The following is a 16804-nucleotide window of genomic DNA, read 5'->3' as shown; positions in this document are numbered from 1 at the left end:
TGAACCTCGTGGCTGCCATAGACTCAAGGTGTGCCTCGTGGTGACGGACGACTCAACCACGACCTGCTTCCCGGCGAAAAGGGCCCCCAGGACGCTTGTGGCGTCTTCGGTGTCTGGGCTCCGGGTGAAGAGGTCGCCAAACTCACCTATTTCGGGCTGTATGCGCTGCAGCACCGTGGACAGGAGTCCGCGGGCATCGCGGTGAGCAACGGCTCCCAGATCCTCGTGTTCAAGGACATGGGCCTGGTCTCCCAAGTCTTCGACGAGACCTCGCTCGGCTCGCTCCAGGGCCATATCGCCGTGGGCCATGCCCGCTACTCCACCACCGGAGCCTCGGTGTGGGAGAACGCCCAGCCCACCTTCCGGGCGACGGCGAACGGCTCCATCGCCCTCGGACACAACGGCAACCTGGTCAACACGGCCGAGCTGGCCGAGATGGTCGCCGCGCTCCCCAAGGAGAACGGCCGGGCCACCCAGGTCGCCGCGACCAACGACACGGACCTGGTCACGGCCCTCCTCGCGGGCCAGGTCGAGGATGGCAAGCCGCTGACCGTGGAGCAGGCCGCCACCAAGGTCCTGCCCGCCGTGCGGGGCGCCTTCTCGCTCGTCTTCATGGACGAGCACACCCTCTACGCCGCCCGTGACCCGCAGGGCATCCGCCCGCTGGTTCTCGGCCGCCTCGAGCGCGGCTGGGTCGTGGCCTCCGAGACCGCGGCGCTGGACATCGTCGGTGCGACGTTCACCCGCGAGATCGAGCCCGGCGAGCTGATCGCCATCGACGAGCACGGCGTCCGCAGCACCCGCTTCGCCGACGCCCGCCCCAAGGGCTGCATCTTCGAGTACGTCTACCTCGCCCGCCCCGACACCGACATCGCGGGCCGCAACGTCTACCTCTCCCGGGTCGAGATGGGCCGCCGCCTCGCCGCCGAGGCCCCGGCCGACGCCGACCTGGTGATAGCGACGCCCGAGTCCGGCACCCCGGCCGCCGTCGGCTACGCCGAGGCCAGCGGGATCCCGTACAGCGCGGGCCTGGTCAAGAACAGCTATGTGGGCCGTACGTTCATCCAGCCCAGCCAGACCATCCGCCAGCTCGGCATCCGCCTCAAGCTCAACCCGCTGAAGGAGGTCATCCGCGGCAAGCGCCTGGTGGTCGTGGACGACTCCATCGTCCGCGGCAACACCCAGCGCGCCCTGGTGCGGATGCTGCGCGAGGCCGGCGCCGCCGAGGTCCACATCCGGATCTCCTCGCCGCCGATCAAGTGGCCGTGCTTCTTCGGCATCGACTTCGCCACCCGCGCGGAGCTGATCGCCAACGGCATGACGGTCGAGGAGATCGGCAAGTCGCTGGGCGCGGACTCTCTCGCGTACATCTCCATCGACGGAATGATCGAGGCGACCACGATCCCCAAGGGCAACCTCTGCCGCGCCTGCTTCGACGGCGAGTACCCGATGGAGCTGCCCAACCCCGAGCTGCTCGGCAAGCACCTGCTGGAGTCCGAGCTCGCAGGCGGCCCCGACGCCGCGGACGCCCTGCGCCGCCCGTAATAACGACACGAAAGTTCTCAGAACATGTCTTCCGCCGCATCCTCTGAGCGTGCTCCGCACGCGGGCACCGGTGCCAGCTACGCAGCCGCAGGCGTCGACATCGAGGCGGGCGACCGCGCCGTCGAACTCATGAAGGAATGGGTCAGGAAGGCGAGCCGCCCCGAGGTCGTCGGCGGCCTCGGCGGCTTCGCCGGCCTCTTCGACGCGAGCGCCCTCAAGCGCTACGAGCGTCCCCTTCTCGCCTCCGCCACGGACGGTGTGGGGACCAAGGTCGACATCGCCCGCCGGATGGGCGTGTACGACACCATCGGCCACGACCTCGTCGGCATGGTCGTCGACGACCTCGTCGTGTGCGGTGCCGAGCCGCTGTTCATGACCGACTACATCTGCGTCGGCAAGGTCCACCCCGAGCGGGTCGCCGCCATCGTCAAGGGCATCGCCGAGGGCTGTTCCCTCGCGGGCTGTGCGCTGATCGGCGGCGAGACGGCCGAGCACCCGGGGCTGCTCGGTGCCGACGAGTTCGACGTCGCCGGTGCCGGTACGGGCGTTGTCGAGGCCGACCGGATCCTGGGCGCGGATCTCATCCGCACGGGTGACGCCGTCATCGCGATGGCCTCGTCCGGACTTCACTCGAACGGGTACTCGCTGGTCCGCCATGTGCTGTTCGACCGGGCGGGCTGGGAGCTCGACCGGGACGTCCCGGAGTTCGGCCGCACCCTGGGCGAGGAACTGCTCGAGCCCACCAAGATCTACGCGCTCGACTGCCTGGCCCTCATCCGCACCGCACCCGTGCACGCCTTCTCGCACATCACCGGCGGCGGACTGGCCAACAACCTGGCACGAGTGATCCCGGACCACCTCCACGCGAGCATCGACCGGTCGACCTGGGCCCCGGGCCCGGTCTTCGATCTCGTCGGCCGCCTCGGCGGAGTCGAGCGTCCGGAACTGGAGAAGACGCTGAACATGGGCGTCGGCATGATCGCCGTCGTGCCGCAGGAATCCGTGGACGTGGCGCTGGCCACCTGCGCCGACCGGGGCATCGACGCCTGGGTCGCGGGGGAGATCACCGACCGCGGCGAGCACTCCGAGCTGGTGACCCTGACCGGTGACCACTCAGCCTGAAACACCGCGGGCAGCACAGAACCCGGTCCGGGGCGGGGCCCCGGACCGGGTCGGTGAGAGTCTTCGCGTCAAGCGCGGCGACGATATGCGGACTGATCGGACGGGCTGTGCTCGTCCTCGTCGTCATCGTCGTTGTAACGCGCCGCGTACTGGGCGTACGGGTCGTCATCCGGCTCATCGACTGGCGGCTCGCTCTCCGGCGGCTGCTTCGTCGGCGATGCGCCCAGCTCGTCGGCCAGACGTGAGAGATCGGTCCCGCCGCTGCTGTACTTCAGCTGGCGGGCGACCTTTGTCTGCTTGGCCTTAGCCCGGCCGCGCCCCATGGCTCGACCCCCTCATTGACGGGGCTCGACGGCCCCAGAGTCTTGACACGCGTTCACGATCATGGTCAGAGCGGACCCCCGCTGAGGGATCCGACCTGTAGGACTTCAACGGTACCTGCTTCCGCGGCCATACGGTACGTCGCCCGCATGACGTGCCCCGGAGCACAACCGGCGGGGAGCTCCGTCCTCGCTGGTCAGCTGCGATTTTAACCGCTTCTTCGCGGCGACCCGCCGAGGGGTGGTGAGGGATCTCTCGCTTTGCCACCCCGGGCGGCGTGTCTGTGGGGACCGCTGTGCGGGTTCCGTCCACCAGATCGCCTAGCGACGTGCCTGCCGCGGTACGGCGGCAGGCCGGGCCTCGGCCATGCGCTGCTCGGCGAGCCGGTCGGCCGCCGCCGCGGGCGGAATGCCGTCTCTACGCGCCCGATCGAATATGGCCAAAGTTGTGTCAAAGATCCCGGCGGCCTTTTTCTTCGCCCGGTCGAAGTCGAAACCGTGCAGCTCCTCCGCGACCTGGATCACACCACCGGCGTTCACCACATAGTCCGGGGCGTAGAGGACGCCCCGGTCGGCGAGGTCCTTCTCGACCCCGGGATGGGCGAGCTGGTTGTTGGCCGCGCCGCACACGATGCCGGCGGTGAGGGCGGCCACGGTGCCGTCGTCCAGCGCGCCGCCCAGGGCACAGGGGGCGTAGACGTCCAGCGGGGTGCGGATCAGCGCCTCCGTGTCCGGCACGGTGCCGACCTGCGGGTGACGGGCGGTGATCCGCTCGACGGCGGCCGCTCGCACATCGGTGACCACGACCTCGGCGCCGTCCTCGAGGAGGTGCTCGACGAGGTGGTGGCCCACCTTGCCGACCCCCGCGATGCCGACCCGGCGGCCGCGCAGCGTCGGTTCGCCCCACCGTGTCTGTGCCGCCGCCCGCATGCCCTGGAAGACGCCGAAGGCGGTGAGCACGGAGGAGTCGCCGGCGCCGCCGTTCCCGGGCGAGCGCCCGGTGGTCCAGCGGCACTCGCGGGCGACGACGTCCATGTCCGCGACGTAGGTGCCGACATCGCAGGCGGTGACATAACGGCCACCGAGCGAGGCCACGAACCGGCCGTAGGCGAGCAGGAGTTGTTCGGTCTTGATCTCATCGGGATCGCCGATGATCACGGCCTTTCCGCCGCCGTGCGCGAGGCCGGCGAGGGCGTTCTTGTACGACATGCCGCGCGAGAGGTTGAGCGCGTCCCGGACGGCCTCGTCCTCCGAGGCGTAGGGATGGAAGCGCGTACCGCCGAGGGCGGGGCCCAGGGCGGTGGAATGGACGGCGATGACGGCCTTCAGCCCGCTCTCGCGGTCCTGGCAGAGCACGACTTGTTCATGGCCGCCGAGGTCCGACTCGAACAGGGTGTGGAGCACGTTCTCGGTGCCCGTGGTGGGACGTACGTCAGTCACGGTGGTGACTCCCATATGTCTCGCGGAGGTTCGCCCTCCGGGGGTGGTGGAGGGCCCGGTTGGGCAAGAGCGTAGGGCTTCGCGGGCCGTCGCACCGGTCCGGTGCCGAGGATCACCCTCCCGTGCTCGGCCGCCGTGGGACGATTTGGACGGTTGAACGGGTTGGCAGCGGCTTGAGGGAGCGAGCGTGGGCCTGGCGTCGTCGGTGACCGTCCCGTACGCGGCATATCTTCGGGTCTATGAACCCCTGGGGGCCTTCCCCGAGCCCGAACGCACGCACTGGGCCGGCTACGCGCGCCGCACGTCCCTGCCCACCGCACAGGACGAACTGCGCCGCTCACTGGCCGACTTGCTGCCCACTCCGCCCGTCCCCGTGCCGGTGCACGAGAGCGGTGACGCCTTCGTGGCGGTCGTGGACGGCGTCGTCTGCGTCTGTCCCTGGCGCACCAGGCTGCGCGGCTGGCTGGCGCTGGAGGAACTCCCCGAGCGCTTCGCCCCGCCGGTGCTCGACGCGGCGCTGCCGCCGGTGGTGCGCCGTCAGGCCGAGGCCGACTACGCGCACTGGCTGGAGCGCAACCCCGACGCCCGGCCGTGGATCAGGACCGCGACCTGGCAGGTGCCGCTGCGCTGGTTCGTCCTCTTCTCCGACGAGGAGCGCGAGTACGGCAAGGCCGAGGGGGAGGGCCTCGTCCTGCGCTACCGCACCGCGATGGTGCAGGCCCGCCGCCGGGTCGCGCGGGGGCTGCGCACGCTGCGGGACTCCGTCGAGGAAGGGCCGCTGATCGACGGTCTGGTGGACGTCGGACGATGGCTGGAAGAGTTCCATCCCCGGTCCCTGGTGGAGCTGGACTACGGCGGTCTGGTGCATATGGTTCCGGAAGCACAGCTCGCCGACGACCGTTCCGCGGCCGACACCGCGGAGGGGCTGGCCGCCCTGCGGGCCGGTGACGGTGCGCGGGCGGGCGAGGCGTACGAGCGGCTCACGGAGCGCTGGCGGGCCGTGCGGGACCGTCAGTTCGCCAACTGACGTGAAGGACCTAGGTCCTGATCCAGACCAATGGAGCAACCGTGATCTAACGCACTTACGTCAGGTCTTGCGCCCATCGCCCGGCCTCGTGGCAAAATAGGACAAGGAGTCCGGGAAGGGCTCCTTCCGTCCGTTCCGTCCCGGTGACGGTCCTGCTGTGACTGATCGTCACGGTGTCGTGACTGTCCGCTATGACATGGTCCATCGGCTTCCGTTGAGGTTGAACACCTGAGAGGGCAATTCCGTCGGTTTGGCCGACGTGGCTGGACAGATGGTGTAGTTGTAGTGCCGAGGACAAGCCGTTCGTCCTATAACCGACTCGGCCCGCGTCTGCCATTTCGGGCAACGTGGGTCAAGGTGCAGAATTTAGAGGAAAGAACCGATCCTGAACTCGGTTCTCCCGAGGAGGCCGCTCATGACCGCTCGCACCCCTGATGCCGAGCCGCTGCTGACCCCGGCTGAGGTTGCCACGATGTTCCGCGTGGACCCGAAGACGGTCACGCGGTGGGCCAAGGCAGGCAAGCTCACGTCGATCCGTACGCTCGGAGGGCACCGCCGCTACCGAGAGGCGGAGGTCCGTGCCCTGCTGGCGGGCATTCCGCAGCAGCGCAGCGAGGCCTGAACGACCGCATGACCGGGCGTTTTCCGGGGCCCCCAACCCGGTGACCGCCCAACCCCCAAGCTCCACCTGATACACCAACGACGGATGCCTGCCCCCAAGGGGATCCATGCCCAGACGCTGGGCGAGTCGTCGATCGCGCTGGACTCCGCCGGGTCCAGCGCGATCTTTTTGTGCCCGCGCACGCCCGTCCGTGCCCGTGTCCGTCTTGAGGGCTTTGGGAGTTGGTTGAACAGTCGGTGCAATTGCACATATTAAATTGACCGTTGACGGACAAGGCGCGAGTTCCGACACTTCGGAAGCTTTTTCGGTGACTCCCGTCACAGCGAGGCGTGCTTGTTGCTCCGCGCGTAGCTGCGATAGAGACCGTGCGGCTCCCAGGCTGTCAGCCGACTGCCGTTCCGGGGGCCGCCGTTGGTCACCACGCGGCGGGACTTTCGTCCCGGCGTGCGGAACGGCCGCTCTCGGGCGCCAGGGCGGCGTCCAGGCCCTCCTGCCGGGCCGCGGGGGCCTCCGCCGCCGCGGACTCCTGTACGAGCCGCAGGAGCCGGTGGCAGACGGGGCAGTGCCTGGTCAGATGCCGGTAGCCGGCGGCGGCCGAGAGGTGGGCCCGCAACAGTGCCCTCGTCTCGTGCCGGATCGCGTCGGCGCGACTGGTGGTCGTCATCGGGCGCAGCACCTCCCACTGACTGAGTACCTGTGGCACGTGTCCGAGTCAAGGGAACGCAATGAAGAGGCCCGGATCCTGGGGGATCCGGGCCTCTTCAAACAGTGCGGTCCTGACGGGATTTGAACCCGCGGCCTCCACCTTGACAGGGTGGCGAGCACTCCAAACTGCTCCACAGGACCTTGCTTCGCGCTCCGCTTGCGCGGTGCTGCGAGACAGGACTCTACAGCAGGTCAGGGGGTGCGGTCGAACTCGATCTCCAGGTCAGGGCGCGAGGCGGTCGATTGCCTTCACGATCCGCTTGTCCGAGACCGGGTACGCGGTGCCCAGCGCGTGCGCGAAGTAGCTCACGCGGAGCTCCTCGATCATCCAGCGGACCTCCCGGGCCTCCTGCGGCACCGGACGGCCCGCGGGGAACTGCTCCAGCAGCCACGCGTACTCGTCCTGCATCTCCTTGACCTTCGCCAGCCGCGCACGGTCCCGCTCGGCGTTCGTGGGCAGCTGGGTCAGCCGGCGGTCGACGGCCACCAGATAGCGCAGGAGGTCGGGGAGCCTGCGCACCCCGTGGGCGGTCACGAAGCCGGGCTTGATCAGCTCCGCCAGCTGCTCCCGGACGTCCGCGACGGAGGAGACGAGGACCGGGCTGGTGACGGTTTTCAGCCGTCGTTCGCACGCCTGCCAGGCGGCCAGCACCTCCTGCACCTTGCGGATCGTGTCGAGCGTCACGTCCGTGATGTCGGCCCGCACCGCGTCGAAGAGCTTGCGGAAGGACTCCTCGTCCCAGACGACCCCGCCGTGCGCGGCGATCAGCTTGTCCGCGGCGCCCGCGACGCAGTCCTCGAAGAGGGCCTGGATCGAGCCGTGCGGATTGCGGGAGAGGGCGAGCTTCTGCTGGTTGCCGAGCTTGTCCTGGGCGAACTTCGCCGGGTTGGACGGCAGGTTGAGCAGGATCAGCCGGCGTGTGCCGCGCCACATCGCCTCGCGCTGCTCCGGCTCGGTGTCGAAGAGCCGTACGGCGGCCGACGAGCCCTCGTCGACCAGCGCCGGGTACGCCTTGACCGGCTGGCCCGCACGCCGGGTCTCGAAGGTGCGCGGCAGCGCGCCGATCGTCCACCGGGTCAGCCCGGAGCGCTGCTCGGGGCCCGCGGCGGCGGCGCCGGGGGAGGACTCGGCGGCCTTCTCGAAGGCCTTGGTGATCGCGGCCTGTGTCTTCGGCTTGAGCCGGATCCGCAGCGCCTCGAGGTCCTTGTCCTCGGCGATCTTCCGCTTGCGCTCGTCGACGACCCTGAAGGTGATCTTCAGATGGTCCGGGACCCTGGCGAGGTCGAAGTCCTCGGCCTCCATCCGTACGCTCGTCATCCGCTGCAGCTCGCGCGCCATGGCGGACGTCAGCGGCCCCTGGAGGGGCACCACGCCGTCGAGGAACCGCGCGGCGTAGTCCGGCGCCGGTACGCAGTTGCGGCGGATCGGCTTCGGCAGCGAGCGGATCAGCTCCGTCACCAGGCCCTCGCGCAGGCCGGGGATCTGCCAGTCGAAGCCCTCGGACGTGACCTGGTTGAGTACCTGGAGCGGAATGTGGACGGTCACGCCGTCCGCGTCCGCACCCGGCTCGAACTGGTACGTCACCTTGAACTTCAGCCGGCCCTGCCGCCAGGAGTCCGGGTAGTCGTCCTTGGTGACCGCCTCCGCGTTCTCGTTGATGAGCATGGAGTGCTCGAAATTGAGCAACTCCGGCTCTTCGCGCCGCTTGTGCTTCCACCACGAGTCGAAGTGCGCACCTGACACGACGTGTTCGGGCAGTCGCTGATCGTAGAAGTCGAACAGCGTCTCGTCGTCCACGAGGATGTCGCGGCGGCGGGCGCGGTGCTCCAACTCCTCGACCTCGCCGAGCAGTTTGCGATTGTCGTGGAAGAACTGGTGCTGCGTGCGCCAGTCGCCCTCGACAAGGGCGTTGCGGATGAACAGCTCGCGGCTGGTCTCCGGGTCGATCCGGCCGTAATTGACCTTCCGCTGGGCCACGACCGGCACGCCGTACAGCGTCACCCGCTCGTACGCCATCACGGCCGCCTGCTTCTGCTCCCAGTGCGGCTCGCTGTAGGAACGCTTCACCAGGTGCTGGGCGAGCGGCTCGATCCACTCCGGCTCGATACGGGCGTTGACGCGCGCCCACAGCCGCGAGGTCTCGACCAGCTCGGCGGACATCACCCAGCGCGGGGGCTTCTTGAAGAGAGCGGAACCGGGGAAGACCGCGAACTTGGCACTGCGCGCGCCGAGATATTCGTTCTTCGCTGTGTCTTTCCCGCCCTCCCCCCCGGCGTTCTTGAGCCCAAGATGCGACAGCAGACCCGCGAGCAGCGACTGGTGCACGCGCTCCGGGGCCGCGTCCTCCTCGGCGAAGTGGATGCCCATCGTCTTCGCGACGGTGCGCAGCTGGGTGTAGATGTCCTGCCACTCGCGTATGCGCAGATAGTTCAGGAACTCCGACTTGCACATGCGGCGGAACGCGGACGACGACAGCGCCTTCTGCTGCTCGCGCACATAGCGCCACAGGTTCAGGAAGGCGAGGAAGTCGCTCGTCTCGTCCTTGAAGCGGGCGTGCTGCTGGTCGGCCTGCTGCTGCTTGTCCGAGGGACGCTCGCGCGGGTCCTGGATGGACAGCGCGGCGGCGATCACCATGACCTCGCGGACACAGCCATTGCGGTCGGCCTCGAGGACCATGCGCGCGAGGCGCGGGTCCACGGGGAGCTGCGCGAGCTTCCGGCCGAGCGGGGTGAGCCGCTTCTTCGGGTCCTTCTGCGCGGGGTCGACGGCCCCGAGCTCCTGGAGGAGGTCGACGCCGTCCTTGATGTTGCGCCGGTCCGGCGGGTCGATGAAGGGGAACTTCTCGATGTCGCCGAGCCCGGCGGCGGTCATCTGCAGGATGACGGAGGCCAGGTTCGTCCGGAGGATCTCCGCGTCCGTGAACTCCGGGCGGGCGAGGAAGTCCTCCTCCGAGTACAGGCGGATACAGATGCCGTCGCTCGTACGGCCGCAACGGCCCTTGCGCTGGTTGGCGCTGGCCTGGCTGACCGGCTCGATCGGCAGCCGCTGGACCTTGGTGCGGTGGCTGTAGCGCGAGATGCGCGCGAAGCCGGGGTCGATGACGTACCGGATGCCGGGGACGGTCAGGGACGTCTCGGCGACGTTCGTGGCGAGCACGATGCGGCGGCCGGTGTGCCGCTGGAAGACCCGGTGCTGCTCGGCGTGCGAGAGGCGGGCGTACAGCGGCAGGATCTCCGTGAAGCGCAGCTTCTTCTTCTCCAGCGCGTCCGCCGTGTCGCGGATCTCCCGCTCGCCGGAGAGGAAGACCAGGACGTCGCCGTCGCCCTCGCGCGCGAGCTCGTCCACCGCGTCGCAGATCGCGGTGACCTGGTCGCGGTCGGCGTCGTCCCCGCCCTCCTCCAGCAGCGGCCGGTAGCGCACCTCCACCGGGTACGTGCGCCCGCTGACCTCGATGATCGGCGCGTCGCCGAAGTGCCGGGAGAAGCGCTCCGGGTCGATCGTGGCCGAGGTGATGACGACCTTGAGGTCGGGGCGGCGGGGGAGCAGCTGGGCGAGGTAGCCCAGGATGAAGTCGATGTTGAGGCTGCGCTCGTGCGCCTCGTCGATGATGATCGTGTCGTACTGGCGCAGCTCGCGGTCCGTCTGGATCTCGGCGAGCAGGATGCCGTCGGTCATCAGCTTGACCATGGTCTCGCCGCCGACCTGGTCGGTGAAGCGGACCTTCCAGCCGACCGCCTCGCCCAGCGGCGTCCGCAGCTCCTCGGCGACGCGCTCCGCGACCGTGCGGGCGGCGATCCGGCGGGGCTGGGTGTGGCCGATCAGGCCCTTGATGCCGCGGCCGAGCTCCATGCAGATCTTGGGGATCTGGGTGGTCTTGCCGGAGCCGGTCTCACCCGCGACGATCACGACCTGGTGGTCGCGGATCGCCTCGAGGATGTCGTCCTTCTTCTGGCTCACCGGCAGCTGCTCGGGGTAGCCGATCACGGGCACGGCCGCGCGGCGCCGCTCGACCCGGAGCTCCGCCTCCGCGATCCCGTCGGCGATCTCTGACAGCACGGCCGCGCGTGCTGCGGGCTTGCTGATACGGCGTGCGCCGTCGAGACGCCGGCCCAGCCGCTGCTGATCGCGCAGCATCAGCTCGGGCAGGCGTCCGGAGAGGTCGGCAAGGGCGGGGGCGGCAGGCTGCGTAGACATACGAAGTCCAGGATCGCACCCGCTCCGCCGGACCGGCGAACCATTTCCCTGTGGGGTGCGAGGAACGACGAAGGCCCCGATCCGGGGATCGGGGCCTTCGGGCTGTGGCTGGGGCCGGGGTCGAACCGGCGACCTTCCGCTTTTCAGGCGGACGCTCGTACCAACTGAGCTACCCAGCCACGCGGTCTGCAAGAAACCGCAGCGGTCCTGACGGGATTTGAACCCGCGGCCTCCACCTTGACAGGGTGGCGAGCACTCCAAACTGCTCCACAGGACCAAGCATGTGCGAGAACCAGTCTCGCACAGGTATTGCGTGCCCCCAACGGGATTCGAACCCGTGCTACCGCCTTGAAAGGGCGGCGTCCTGGGCCACTAGACGATGAGGGCTGATGGCCCACCTTGCCGCTTCGCAGCGCCTCGGGGACGTGAGAAGCATATGGGATGCAGGGAGAGAACGCCAAAACGGTTTGCCGCAGGCAGTACGGGCGGCCCGGCGCGGAGCGTTCCGGTGCCGCAGAATGGCCACCGTGCTGGAGATGACGCGCGAGGAGTTCGAGGAACTGGTCGCCGAGTCGCTGGACCGGATCCCGCCGGAGCTGACACGGCTCATGGACAACGTCGCGGTGTTCGTGGAGGACGAGCCCCCGGCGGACCGCCCGGAGCTGCTCGGGCTCTACGAGGGAACGCCGCTGACCGAGCGCGGCGAGTGGTACGCGGGCGTGCTGCCGGACCGGATCACGGTCTACCGGGGTCCCACGCTGCGGATGTGCGCGACGCGCGAAGAGGTCGTCGGGGAAGTCGAGGTGACGGTCGTTCACGAGATCGCCCATCACTTCGGGATCGACGACCAACGGCTCCACGCACTGGGCTACGGCTAGGACGTGGCCGATGCGCGCGGTACGCGCGTGTCCTGGGCGGGGCGGGGTCAGTTGGGCAGGGAGCTGTCTCCCTGCAAGACGAAGGCGGTCCCTCATGCACGCGATCCCGCTCCGCGCGGCGGTCACCCGTTTCGCCGCCGTGGCCGCGGCGACCCTGGCACTCGGCGGGTGCATGAGCGTCGGTGACCCCGGCCGTCCGGCGCCCTCCGCGTCGGACAAGCGGCGCGACACGGGCTCCGAGCCGGACGGTGGGGAGCCGGTGTCCGGGGTGCGGCCGGGGCGGATGGAGGCCAGGGTGGGGCGCGGCGTGAGCGGGAGCCCGTCGGCGAAGGGGGCGCACGGAGGGAGCCCGTCCGCCGCACCGTCCGACGACGCGCCGGACGTATCGCCCCCGCCCGCGCGGCCCGGCAGGCCGGGGTCGCCGTCGAAGTCGCCCGCCGGCCCGGCCACGACCCGGCCGCCCGCCACCTCGCCGCCCGTCACCCGGGCGCCGAGCACCCCGGCCCCGCCGCCCACCTCCGCGCCGCCCGCCCCGACCTCGTCACCGGCGTCCCGGCCCCCGTCGGAGCGGTCGGGGCCCACATAGGCGCTCGTGGATCGCTTGCAGATCGCTCGCAGGCCTCTCACAGGCCGCTGACCGGCGGGGTTGCACGGAAGGGCGGAGAGTGCGTATGGTGGTAGATCGTTTGATCCCATTTGCCCGGCGCCTGATCGAAGCGCGCCGCAGAGGCGCGTTCCTTACCTTGCCGTGGCTGACCGCATCGAGGCGGTCATTTGTGAAAGCCGACACGGAGCTTGGGCGCGTGCCGAAACTCCGGAAGGTTTCGCATTTCGCATGTCCATTTCCACTTCCACTGAGCAGACTGTCCTGCCCGAGGCCGACGAGGCCGTTGAGACTGTCGAGGCCGTCGAGACCGACGCCGCCGTCACCGAGATCGAGACGGCGGACGAGCCGACGATCACCTTCGGCGACCTGGGCCTGGACGACGCGATCGTCCGCAAGCTCGCCCAGAACGGTGTGACGACCCCCTTCCCGATCCAGGCGGCGACCATCCCGGACGCCCTGGCCGGCAAGGACATCCTCGGCCGTGGCCGCACCGGCTCCGGCAAGACCCTCTCCTTCGGTCTGCCGCTGCTGACCACGCTGGCCGGCGGCCACACCGAGAAGAAGCGCCCCCGTGGCCTGATCCTCACCCCGACCCGTGAGCTGGCGATGCAGGTCGCCGACGCCCTCCAGCCGTACGGCGACGTGCTCGGCCTGAAGATGAAGGTCGTCTGCGGCGGTACGTCCATGGGCAACCAGATCTACGCCCTGGAGCGCGGCGTCGACATCCTCGTCGCCACCCCGGGCCGTCTGCGCGACATCATCGACCGCGGCGCCGCCTCGCTCGACAAGGTCCAGGTCACCGTCCTCGACGAGGCCGACCAGATGGCCGACATGGGCTTCCTGCCCGAGGTCACCGAGATCCTCGACCAGGTGCCGACCGGCGGCCAGCGCCTGCTGTTCTCCGCGACGCTCGAGAACGAGATCGACACCCTGGTCAAGCGCTACCTGGTCGACCCGATCACGCACGAGGTCGACCCGTCGGCCGGTGCCGTCACCACCATGACCCACCACGTCCTCGTCGTGAAGCCGAAGGACAAGGCGCCGGTCACCGCCGCCATCGCCGCCCGCAAGGGCCGCACGATCATCTTCGTCCGCACCCAGATGGGCGCCGACCGCGTCGCCGAGCAGCTGCTCGACGCCGGTGTGCGCGCGGACGCGCTGCACGGCGGCATGACCCAGGGCGCCCGTACCCGCGTCCTGGAGGACTTCAAGGGCGGCCGCGTCAACGTCCTGGTCGCCACCGACGTCGCCGCGCGCGGCATCCACGTCGACGGCATCGACCTGGTCCTCAACGTGGACCCCGCCGGTGACCACAAGGACTACCTGCACCGCTCCGGCCGTACGGCCCGTGCCGGCCAGTCCGGCACGGTCGTCTCGCTGGCGCTGCCGCACCAGCGCCGCCAGATCTTCCGCCTGATGGAGGACGCGGGCGTCGACGCCTCGCGCCACATGGTCGGCGGTGCCGGCGCGTTCGACGAGGACGTGGCCCGGATCACCGGCGCCCGCTCGCTCACCGAGGTCCAGGCCGACTCCGCCACCAACGCCGCCAAGCAGGCCGAGCGCGAACTGGCCGACCTGAACCGTCAGGTGGAGCGTGCGACGCGCCGAGCGACCGAGCTCCGCGAGGAGGCCGACCGCCTGCTGGCGCGTGCCGCCCGCGAGCGCGGTGAGGACCCGGAGGCCGCTGTCGCCGCCGCCGCGGAGGAGGCAGCTGCCGAGGCCGCCGAGGAAGAGGCCGCTGCCGCCGTGCCGGCGCAGGCCGAGCCCGCGCACGAGCGCCGTGACGACCGGGGCAACTTCGAGCGCCGCTCGGGCGGTTTCCGCCGCGACGACCGTGGCGGCGACCGTGGTGGCTTCCGCCGCGAGGAGCGTCGTGACGACCGCCAGGGTGGTTTCCGCCGCGACGAGCGCCGTGACGACCGTGGTGGCGACCGTGGCGGGTTCCGTCGTGACGACCGTCGTGACGACCGCTCCTCCGGCGGTTTCCGCCGCGACGACCGCCGTGACGACCGTCAGGGTGGCTTCCGCCGCGACGACCGTCCCTCCGGTGGCTTCCGTCGCGATGACCGCCCCTCCGGCGGGTTCCGCCGTGACGAGCGTCGTGACGACCGTCCCTCCGGTGGCTTCCGTCGCGACGACCGCCCCTCCGGTGGCTTCCGCCGTGACGACCGCCCCTCCGGCGGCTTCCGCTCCGGCGGCGGTGACCGTCCGTTCAACCGCGACCGTCGCGACGACCGTCCCTCCGGCGGCTTCCGCTCCGGTGGCGGCGACCGTCCGTACGGCCGCCGTGACGACCACCGCGGTGCCGGTTCGTCCTTCGACCGCCGCGCCGACAAGCCCCGCTGGAAGCGCAACGGCTGACAGCTGATCTGAACGAAGCCCGCACGGCGCACCTGCGCCGTGCGGGCTTCGTGCGTCAGCGGCTCTCGGCGAAACTCTCCCGGGTACGGCGATGCGCCAGGTTATGCTTCGGGGTGCGGGCCGTTAGCTCAATTGGCAGAGCAGTGGACTTTTAATCCATTGGTTGTGGGTTCGAGTCCCACACGGCCTACCGCGGAGGGCCGCGGACCGGCGTTGCCGGGCCGCGGCCCTCGCTGTAACGGCGAAGAGGGCCGCCTCATGTCCCCTGAACCGGCGGTCCGCCCCCGAGGGGCCGCCTCACCCGGCCGGGGAGACCGGGATCAGCGGCCCCGCTCAAGAAGGGGTCACTTCCAGCCGTGGCGCTTGGCGTCCCACTTCTGCATGTGCCCCTGGTGGGAGCGCGACCAGCAGCGGTGCTTGTCGTCCCACTTGGCCCAGCTGCGGGATTCGGCGTCCCACCGCGTCCAACAACGGTGCTTGCTGTCCCACTTGTCCTTCTTCTTGTCCACCCCGCGGTCCCAGGAGTGGTCCTCCTTCTTCTTGCCGTGGTCCTCGACGCGGTGGACCGGGTAGTGGACCGGGTGGTGCCCGGCCGCGGCGGCGAATGCCTGCCCGCCCGCCACCCCGGCGACACCGGACAGCATGACCGCCGAGACGGCCACACCGACAACACGGCGCGTGAGTTCATGTGTCATGGCAATCCTCCTTGTTCAGGGTGCCCCTGGGCCATGTGAAGCCCCAGGGGCGCCAGTTGCTACGCGGAGGATCCTCGCGCCGAGGGGCAGGCGCTGAAGGGGAATCCGCCCCGAATCCCCCGGTGGAAGGATGTGCAAGTCGCGAACCGGCGACTGCGCAACCGCGCGAAGTAGTTGTTCGATTGCGGGACTTGGGACACGCCCGCAAACATTTGGGCCGCCGGCTCACCGAGTCACCGGGAGATACGCCTGGTGTGCACTGGGGCTGTAGCCGGCAACGCTCGGACTCCGAAAACCCGTAGTCCCGAGGGGGACCACCATGCGTTCGAAGCTGCGCATCGCCGCGATAGCACCTCTGGCAGCGGCCGGGATACTGGCGGGATTCACCGTGCCGGCCCACGCCTCGGGGGCCGTCTCCGCGAACACGCCGGGTCACGGCGGATCCGAGCATCACGGTCGCCGGGGAGAGCAGCAGAACGGGCACCGAATGCAGCACGGGCACGGCCCGCAGCACTCGCAGGGGGCGCAGCACTCGCACCATGCCCAGAAGATGCACCGCTCGGGCCACAGGTAAGCAGAGCCGCTCCGCATGAGCGTGTCCCGCCCCCACTCGACCTGGGGGCGGGACACCCGCTTTTCAAGGTAGCGGTAGGGCAGGCATCCGCACACCGACGTCCTGACGGGGCTCCGACTGGCGTGAATTGAGGGTGTCGGGAGGCGGTGGGGTGGCGGTAGTAATGCCGGGGGATCCACGGAGAGACGAGGTGGGGATGATGAGGATCGCCAAGTCGTTCGCCGTACCGCTCGCCCTGGGGCTCGCGCTGACCGCCGCGGCGGTGGCGCCCACAGTGGCGTACGCGGCGCCGGACATGCACCGCACGGTGACCGTCAAGGACGTCCTGCTCACCAACGCCGACGACGGGCAGGTGCTGTCCGTCCGGCGCGGAGAGGTGATCAGGGTCGAGCTCACGGGCTCGCGGACCGAGAGCGCGACCTGGGCCTGGAGCAAGCCGTGGGCCGAGTATCCGGCCGTGCTGGACCAGATCAACGGTGGCACCACCCTGGGTGGCAACGCGTACGCCACCTTCGAGGCCATCGGCCCCGGCACGTCGGAGATCAGTTCCTACGAGCGCTGCATACCCGACCCCGGATACCTCTGCCCCCAGGTCGTGCTCCCGTGGAAGGTCACGGTCTGGGTGAACTGACCACCCGTACGAGCGGTGGCGCAACGTCCCTGCTCCGCAAGGGTGTTGGCCACCGCTTTCCCGTGCGGGTGGTCGCGGGTCG

General features: G+C 69.9%; 13 protein-coding genes and 5 tRNA genes. 9 read left to right on the top strand and 9 right to left on the bottom strand.

The window, feature by feature from the left end; all coding sequences use genetic code 11:
- Positions 1–30: 30 nt before the first annotated feature.
- Both purF and purM read left to right on the top strand, forming a co-directional pair.
- Positions 31–1545: an amidophosphoribosyltransferase gene (gene purF, locus ACV530_RS13650; protein ID WP_494332671.1), complete on the top strand. Its 1515-nt coding sequence runs from the start codon at positions 31–33 to the stop codon at positions 1543–1545.
- A gap of 24 nt (positions 1546–1569) precedes the next feature.
- A complete protein-coding gene (gene purM / locus ACV530_RS13645) occupies positions 1570–2667 on the top strand; it encodes a phosphoribosylformylglycinamidine cyclo-ligase (RefSeq protein ID WP_494332670.1) in 1098 nt (365 codons plus the stop codon).
- Positions 2668–2735: 68 nt separating this feature from the next.
- Here the strand turns inward: purM and ACV530_RS13640 are convergent, their stop codons facing one another.
- Both ACV530_RS13640 and ACV530_RS13635 read right to left on the bottom strand, forming a co-directional pair.
- On the bottom strand, positions 2736–2990 hold the full coding sequence (locus ACV530_RS13640) for a DUF3073 domain-containing protein (protein WP_494332669.1): 255 nt from the start codon (positions 2988–2990) through the stop codon (positions 2736–2738).
- A gap of 318 nt (positions 2991–3308) precedes the next feature.
- Positions 3309–4442 carry a Leu/Phe/Val dehydrogenase gene (locus tag ACV530_RS13635; protein ID WP_494332668.1) on the bottom strand — a complete coding sequence of 378 codons (1134 nt, stop codon included), beginning with the start codon at positions 4440–4442 and terminating at the stop codon, positions 3309–3311.
- A 172-nt stretch (positions 4443–4614) separates the two neighbouring features.
- Between ACV530_RS13635 and ACV530_RS13630 the strand changes: the two genes are divergently transcribed.
- On the top strand, positions 4615–5454 hold the full coding sequence (locus ACV530_RS13630; RefSeq protein ID WP_494332667.1) for a DUF8083 family protein: 840 nt from the start codon (positions 4615–4617) through the stop codon (positions 5452–5454).
- A gap of 415 nt (positions 5455–5869) precedes the next feature.
- Complete coding sequence (gene bldC, locus ACV530_RS13625) at positions 5870–6076, top strand: developmental transcriptional regulator BldC (RefSeq protein ID WP_003949541.1); 207 nt, start codon at positions 5870–5872, stop codon at positions 6074–6076.
- A gap of 415 nt (positions 6077–6491) precedes the next feature.
- Here the strand turns inward: bldC and ACV530_RS13620 are convergent, their stop codons facing one another.
- From ACV530_RS13620 to ACV530_RS13595, 6 genes are all read right to left on the bottom strand, one after another.
- Positions 6492–6740 (bottom strand): DUF6274 family protein, encoded by a 249-nt coding sequence (locus ACV530_RS13620; protein ID WP_494332666.1) that lies wholly within the window; start codon positions 6738–6740, stop codon positions 6492–6494.
- Positions 6741–6847: 107 nt separating this feature from the next.
- Positions 6848–6922 (bottom strand) — tRNA-Asp (locus ACV530_RS13615).
- Positions 6923–7004: 82 nt separating this feature from the next.
- The gene (gene hrpA, locus ACV530_RS13610; protein ID WP_494332665.1) at positions 7005–10976 is read right to left on the bottom strand and encodes an ATP-dependent RNA helicase HrpA; all 3972 of its coding nucleotides are present in this window, start codon (positions 10974–10976) and stop codon (positions 7005–7007) included.
- 105 nt (positions 10977–11081) lie between these two features.
- Positions 11082–11155 (bottom strand) — tRNA-Phe (locus ACV530_RS13605).
- A gap of 23 nt (positions 11156–11178) precedes the next feature.
- Positions 11179–11253: transfer RNA gene (locus ACV530_RS13600), tRNA-Asp, on the bottom strand.
- Positions 11254–11290: 37 nt separating this feature from the next.
- Positions 11291–11363 (bottom strand) — tRNA-Glu (locus ACV530_RS13595).
- 140 nt (positions 11364–11503) lie between these two features.
- Here ACV530_RS13595 and ACV530_RS13590 point away from each other — a divergent pair.
- From ACV530_RS13590 to ACV530_RS13575, 4 genes are all read left to right on the top strand, one after another.
- Positions 11504–11854 carry a metallopeptidase family protein gene (locus ACV530_RS13590; RefSeq protein WP_494332664.1) on the top strand — a complete coding sequence of 117 codons (351 nt, stop codon included), beginning with the start codon at positions 11504–11506 and terminating at the stop codon, positions 11852–11854.
- A 94-nt stretch (positions 11855–11948) separates the two neighbouring features.
- Complete coding sequence (locus tag ACV530_RS13585) at positions 11949–12440, top strand: hypothetical protein (protein ID WP_494332663.1); 492 nt, start codon at positions 11949–11951, stop codon at positions 12438–12440.
- A 249-nt stretch (positions 12441–12689) separates the two neighbouring features.
- Positions 12690–14822: a DEAD/DEAH box helicase gene (locus tag ACV530_RS13580; RefSeq protein ID WP_494332662.1), complete on the top strand. Its 2133-nt coding sequence runs from the start codon at positions 12690–12692 to the stop codon at positions 14820–14822.
- A gap of 117 nt (positions 14823–14939) precedes the next feature.
- Positions 14940–15012: transfer RNA gene (locus tag ACV530_RS13575), tRNA-Lys, on the top strand.
- Positions 15013–15166: 154 nt separating this feature from the next.
- On the opposite strand, the gene ACV530_RS13570 is transcribed toward ACV530_RS13575, so the two are convergent.
- Entirely contained in the window at positions 15167–15517 is a 351-nt protein-coding gene (locus ACV530_RS13570) for a hypothetical protein (RefSeq protein WP_494332661.1), read from the bottom strand.
- 773 nt (positions 15518–16290) lie between these two features.
- Between ACV530_RS13570 and ACV530_RS13565 the strand changes: the two genes are divergently transcribed.
- Positions 16291–16722 carry a hypothetical protein gene (locus tag ACV530_RS13565; RefSeq protein WP_494332660.1) on the top strand — a complete coding sequence of 144 codons (432 nt, stop codon included), beginning with the start codon at positions 16291–16293 and terminating at the stop codon, positions 16720–16722.
- Positions 16723–16804: the final 82 nt, after the last annotated feature.

The organism is Streptomyces sp. SX-6, from assembly GCF_059089585.1.
Note: the sequence above shows the minus strand (reverse complement) of the source record. Positions and strands in the feature narration are given on the sequence as shown.